The organism is Anaerosporobacter mobilis DSM 15930 (assembly GCF_900142955.1).
Taxonomy (GTDB): domain Bacteria; phylum Bacillota; class Clostridia; order Lachnospirales; family Lachnospiraceae; genus Anaerosporobacter; species Anaerosporobacter mobilis.
This window is the reverse complement of the sequence record NZ_FRCP01000010.1, coordinates 218,983-225,370: the sequence shown is the minus strand read 5'-3', so window position 1 is coordinate 225,370 and position 6,388 is coordinate 218,983. Positions and strand designations below refer to the sequence as shown.

Below are 6,388 nucleotides of genomic sequence, written 5' to 3'. Positions count from 1 at the left end.
AACTTATCAATATAGATAGACTCGAGAAATTACTTCGTAATTTCCCTCGTTAACTTATGACTCCTTCCGGAGTTACGGTCTTCCACTTCGTGTAAGACCTAGAATCAGCTTCGCTGATTCTCATAAGTTATATTATAACATACGCGTGTTTGATTTACACATAAACTCTTCCATTACTTTCTTAACTTTTTCTAAAAAAGGTGGTTTTAGGCTATAAAAAAGATGTGCTACCTTTTTCATTCAATAGCACACCTTTATTATTCTTATAAATATTTCTTTAATACATCTACTTTGTCAACTCTTTCCCATGGTAGGCTAAGATCATTACGACCAAAGTGTCCATAAGCAGCTGTTTGTTTGTAGATTGGTCTTCTAAGGTCAAGCATCTTAATGATTCCTGCTGGACGTAAATCGAAGTTTTCGCGAATAATGTTTACTAATTCATCATCTTTGACTTTTCCAGTTCCGAATGTGTCAACCATGATAGATGTTGGTTGCGCCACACCAATCGCATAAGATAATTGGATTTCACATTTGTTTGCAAGTCCTGCTGCTACTATGTTCTTAGCTACATAACGTGCTGCATAAGCTGCTGAACGATCTACTTTCGTACAGTCTTTTCCAGAAAAAGCTCCGCCGCCGTGACGAGCATATCCGCCATAAGTATCTACAATTATCTTACGTCCTGTTAATCCACTATCTCCGTTAGGTCCGCCGATTACGAAACGGCCAGTTGGATTAATGAAGAAGTTTGTGTTTTCATCTACTAATTCTTTTGGAAGAATTGGATCGAATACGTATTTTTTGATATCCGCATGAATTTGTTCTTGTGTAATATCTGCTGCATGTTGAGTGGAACAAACTACTGCATTTAAGTGAATTGGTTTTCCAGCCTCATCGTATTCTACAGTTACTTGTGTTTTACCATCTGGACGAAGATAAGCAAGTGTACCATCTTTTCTAACCTTTGTTAATTGACGTGCTAACTTTTGTGCTAAATAGATAGGATAAGGCATGTACTCTTCCGTCTCGTTTGTCGCATAACCAAACATCATACCTTGATCTCCTGCACCAATTGCTTCGATCTCAGCATCTGACATCTTGTTCTCTTTTGCTTCTAATGCACGGTTTACACCCATAGCAATATCAGCTGATTGTTCATCTAACGCTACAATAACACCACAAGTGTTTGCATCGAAACCTTTTTCAGATGCATCATATCCGATTTCTTTAATTGTATCACGTACAATTCTTTGAATATCTACATATCCTTGTGTAGTAACTTCTCCCATTACTAATACAAGTCCTGTAGTGATTGCAGTTTCACAAGCCACACGGCTCATCGGGTCTTGTGCTAATAAAGCATCAAGAACTGCATCCGAAATCTGGTCACAGATTTTGTCAGGATGTCCTTCTGTTACAGATTCTGAAGTAAATAATAATTTTTCCATTCGTATTGTCCCTTTCTTTAATTATTATTTCTTATAGTCGTACACTTTCTTCGCACCTTAGCTTTATAGCAAACATAAATAAGGCACAAAAAAAGTCCACATAAGTGGACTTGATTCTATAATCACCAAATCCTCTTATTGCTCGATTTTACTCGCTCAGGTTGGCACCTTCCGCCTAGGGGGTTGCCGTGACTTCATAGAGCCTTTACTCTCCGTCACTCTGAATAAGAGAAATAATAATATTCATATAATTTTTATTAACATAATTAGCATACTCTAAAATTAACCATTCGTCAACTAGTAATTTTTTTACTCTCAAGCTTAGCCCTTCAAATCAATATCCCCAGACACAGTCTTAGCATGTATCTTACTTCCCTGATTTCCGAACGTGTAGTGACCACTCTTACAATCTGATTGGTACATTCCCATATATCCAATATTCACGTCTCCGGATACCGTACTAGCATTTAGTACATAACCATTTTGATTGTTATTCAAATGTATTCCAATATCTCCACTGATCGATTCGTAGTTAGCTTCCGCGTCCCCTTGCATTCTTACCGCAACATCACCACTAATGCTCTTTAGAAAATATTCTTTGGACACTGCATAACACTTCACATCGCCACTTGCAGATTGTGCCTCTAATCGTTCAGTAATTCCTTCGTTGATTTCAACATCTCCACTGCTACTATTGCATTTCACAAATCTTGAGTTTGTATACATAACCTGTACATCACCACTACTTGTTTTCGTATATAACGTATCTACATTACTGTTTTCTACTCTAAGATCTCCGCTGCTTGAATGTAAGTCTGCTTCTATACATACGGTTTGGTTCATATTAATGTCCCCACTAGCGCTGTACATAGCTAACTTCTTCAATTTCACACCGTCTATTCTACAGTCACCACTTGCTACTTTTACTTTAATATCCTCTACATGGCTTGGTAGCTGAACAACTAATCGAAGGTCTACGTTTCGTAAAACACGGAATAACATCTTACTGAAGTTTTCTTTAACACCTACAAAGAAGGTATCACCCTCTTGATAATGATAAAACTGATACGCCAACTTGTCTTTTTCGCTACCATTGTTGATGTAGTCAACTTTGAAAGTATCTCCACCTTTAATTACAATATCTGCACAGATTCCATCTACTTGAACTTTAGTAAATGGTGCTTGTGAGGAATCCTCTTTTTGTTGTTCACTCTCTTTACTAGCAACTGCAAACGTGTTCGTATTATCGATCTCATCTCTCCTCGTATCTTCCTTAGCCGTTTGATTAGCTGTTCCCATTGCGCTAATCTCTGCAACTATTTCCTCAACGGAGCCTAATTCCACACAAATCTCCTCTTCGGATTTGTTATACTTTATCCCCATCCTAAAGTGTTCTTCATAATCCCCGATAACTTCATCAATAATACCCTGATCTACTTTTGCTTCGCGTAATGCTGTTTTAATTTGTGATAAATAATTATCTCTGTTCATATTAGTTATCCTCCCTATTAATAAAATAATCTACTGCTTCTACGAATTCCTTCCATTCCTCTTTCAGTTTACCTTGATATGCAATACCACTTTCCGTTAAGTGATAATACTTTCTTGCAGGTCCTTCTCCAGACTCTACAAGATATGTCTCAACATAATTGTCATCTTTTAATCGTTTTAAAACCAAGTATAATGTGCCTGTAGCAATTACCATCTTTTGTGAGATTGCCTCTGTTAGTTCATAACCATAACAGTCCGTACCCAAGAGTTTTGATAAAACACATAGCTCTAAGGCTCCCTTTTTAAATTGTGGGTTCATCTTTCCTTGTTCCTCCCTTCCATACTTTCGTATTCTTCCTTGTTTGATATATCATACCACATACTATTATACATTGCAACATAGTATTTATAAAAAGTTATATATGAATTAATCTATTGTTTCTCTTAAGGATAATTCCTTCAAAACCAAGAGCTTCACCATCAATCTTTCTCCAAACACCAAAAAAGCTTTCCCCAAGTATTGCATTAAGGAAAGCCTTTCTATATCCTATTTATTCTTCTCTAACTAAATTGTTTGTCGACTTCATTTTAACAAAAAGCGGAACATATTCAATAATAACTGCTGAACTTTCTAATCCATACCATTGTATCTGCGTTCCAGCCACATGCCTTATAGCGTACTTTATGGATATTGCCATTCTTCCGTATGAAGCAATATCACTTTCTGGTGATATCATTTTTCTAATAATACAGAATCCAAAGTTACCAACATTTCCATCCGTTCCATAAATTGAATATTTTGGTTTCTGTGACGGTAACTCTTTAGATTCAATTAAATCCGTAACTATTTGTCGTAGATATACATTAATTCTTTGGTGTATCTTAAACCCAAGATACAATCTTACTCGAAATACATAATCTGTTCCAAAACTATCCACGGTATACCTATTTGTAAAAGGTTCATCAGTAACAATAACACTCACAATCCAATACGCTTTTGCTCTCTTTGGTTTTTTATTAAATATGGAATACAGCACATCTCGATCTATTATATCATTTTGAGTATTATGTGTAATGTAAACAAGATTGTCAGCAGTAAGCGGCAAGGATTCATCCTTTCGAAGCCTTTCAAACATAGATAAATATTTTTTAATATAAAAATAGTTTGCTTGCGAACGTTCCACTGCAGTTCCATAATGCCAAACTAACATAATTCCGAATAATATGACCGCAATTAATAATGCAACATAACCACCTTTAAAAAACTTTGTAAGGCTTGAGACAAAGAAGCTGCTCTCTAAACCACCAAATAAGAGTAAAAATACAATTGGTGATATACGTCGCTTCTTAATTTCCCATAGATACGTAAACATTAATATGGTAGTCATTAACATTGTCATAGTTATCGCTAACCCATATGCTGCTTCTAGTCGTGCACTAGAGCGGAAATATAAAACTACGCAGATACAAGATACCATCATAACTACGTTCACCAACGGAATATAAATCTGACCTTTTGTTTCCGAAGGATACCTAACCTTCAATCGTGGCATTAAATCTAGTCGTGTTGCTTCAGACACCAATGTAAAAGACCCAGTTATTAACGCCTGAGAGGCAATAATCGCTGCCATTGTACTTAAGATAACTGCAACCATCCTTACTTGACTTGGTAGCATCTGAAAGAAAGGGTTCATGTCTTCTATCTTAGCAAGCGCTATATTATTCTTATTATTCATAAGCCATGCACCTTGTCCTAAGTAGTTTAGAATTAAACACACCTTCACAAAAGGCCAACTAGCGTAAATATTTGCTTTTCCCACATGTCCCATATCCGAATACAAAGCCTCTGCTCCAGTTGTTGCAAGGAATACGCTTCCTAAAATCATAATCCCCTCTTTATTCATAGAGTGATTGAATAAGATGTTTATTCCGCGTAGGGGATTAAATGCTCTAAGTACATTAAGGTCTCCCCCCATATTCAATATTCCCGCTATCGCAAGAAAAAGAAACCATATCATCATAATTGGTCCAAACGTTTTACCAATTAAGCTCGTTCCCGCTCTTTGTACCAAGAATACTAAACTTATTATGACAAGTGTAATAACTACAATTCTAGCTTGACTATCACCAAGAATCTCATATATCGTCGGTATACTCCGAAGTCCTTCAATGGCTGTAGTAACAGTAACAGCAGGTGTCAATACTCCATCTGCTAGTAATGCAGCGCCTCCAATCATTGCAGGTACAATTAACCATCTAGCATATTTCTTTACCAAACTATATAATGCAAATATTCCACCCTCACCATGATTATCCGCCTTCATCGCAATCAAAACATATTTCACAGTTGTCAATAGTGTTAATGTCCAGATAATCAAAGACAGGGAACCCAGAATAAGTTCATCATTAACCTGATTTATTCCGCCATTCCCTGCAATTATTGATTTGAGAACATACATAGGTGATGTTCCAATGTCTCCATATACAACTCCAAGCGCGATCAGCACTGCTCCTTTACTAAATGGAATGGATACTGACCTTTTGTGCTCTACCATAATAATCTCCTCTTTTACTTGTTTCATCTTATATCGATACTAAACTGTCGTCTAATGTAATATTAATATAGATAATTTATGTACTTGCATAAATATCAGCATGAGTATAGCAAATGATAAATAAATTAACAAGATAAGATTTCGCCAAGATTTTAATCAATGTAACTTCTCCAATAATAGCGTTTTTCTTCATATTTTTAGTTGGACAATACTGATTTTGTAGAATACTAAAAATTATTGAATACATATATAGTATAAGTCTTAATAAATTGGAGAGTAAATTATGAATCAAGATAATATATGCTACACACAGTATCAGGTGGAATTACTGAATGAACTCCGTATGCTATGGGAACAACATATCCATTGGACACGTTCCTTTATCATTAGTACCGCAGCTAATTTAGGTGATTTAGAACCCGTAACCAATCGACTACTTCAAAATCCTGGTGACTTTGGCAAGGTTTTTCGTATGTTTTACGATAACCAAATTGCCTCTAACTTTGAGAATCTTCTTACACAACATCTGTTAATTGCAGCTGACCTTGTGAATGCTGCTAAGAATAATGATTCAACTGCTGCAGCAGAAGCCCGCACGAAGTGGTACAAAAACGCTGACGAAATCTCAGCCTTTCTTGCAAGTATTAATCCTTACTGGAATGAACAAATATGGCGTAATCTCTTTTACAGTCATCTACAGATGACCGAAAAAGAGGCAACACTTAGACTAGCAGGACAATATGCTGAAGATGTAAAGCTGTATGACATGATAGAACAAGAAGCACTAATGATGGCCGATTATATGTTCTATGGGTTTTTGAAAAACTTTAATTATCGCTAATAGTCATCACTTTATCCAGTAACTAGAGGTTGTTGCAAAGTTGTATATTG

Annotated in this window: 5 protein-coding genes and 1 riboswitch; of the genes, 1 reads left to right on the top strand and 4 read right to left on the bottom strand. The window is 36.0% G+C overall.

Going from position 1 to position 6,388, the window contains the following annotated elements; genetic code table 11:
* Nucleotides 1–263: 263 nt before the first annotated feature.
* The 4 genes from metK to BUB90_RS10510 form a co-directional block, all read right to left on the bottom strand.
* Complete coding sequence (gene metK / locus BUB90_RS10525; protein ID WP_073287311.1) at nucleotides 264–1,451, bottom strand: methionine adenosyltransferase; 1,188 nt, start codon at nucleotides 1,449–1,451, stop codon at nucleotides 264–266.
* 132 nt (nucleotides 1,452–1,583) lie between these two features.
* A riboswitch (SAM riboswitch) is annotated at nucleotides 1,584–1,682 on the bottom strand.
* 90 nt (nucleotides 1,683–1,772) lie between these two features.
* Complete coding sequence (locus BUB90_RS10520; protein ID WP_073287307.1) at nucleotides 1,773–2,942, bottom strand: DUF4097 family beta strand repeat-containing protein; 1,170 nt, start codon at nucleotides 2,940–2,942, stop codon at nucleotides 1,773–1,775.
* 1 nt (nucleotide 2,943) lies between these two features.
* On the bottom strand, nucleotides 2,944–3,261 hold the full coding sequence (locus tag BUB90_RS10515; protein ID WP_073287303.1) for a PadR family transcriptional regulator: 318 nt from the start codon (nucleotides 3,259–3,261) through the stop codon (nucleotides 2,944–2,946).
* A 232-nt stretch (nucleotides 3,262–3,493) separates the two neighbouring features.
* On the bottom strand, nucleotides 3,494–5,497 hold the full coding sequence (locus tag BUB90_RS10510) for a KUP/HAK/KT family potassium transporter (RefSeq protein ID WP_073287300.1): 2,004 nt from the start codon (nucleotides 5,495–5,497) through the stop codon (nucleotides 3,494–3,496).
* Between the two features lie 283 nt (nucleotides 5,498–5,780).
* Between BUB90_RS10510 and BUB90_RS10505 the strand changes: the two genes are divergently transcribed.
* Nucleotides 5,781–6,338, top strand: a complete 558-nt coding sequence (locus BUB90_RS10505) for an acetylglutamate kinase (protein ID WP_073287297.1) — start codon at nucleotides 5,781–5,783, stop codon at nucleotides 6,336–6,338.
* The last annotated feature ends 50 nt before the right edge of the window (nucleotides 6,339–6,388 follow it).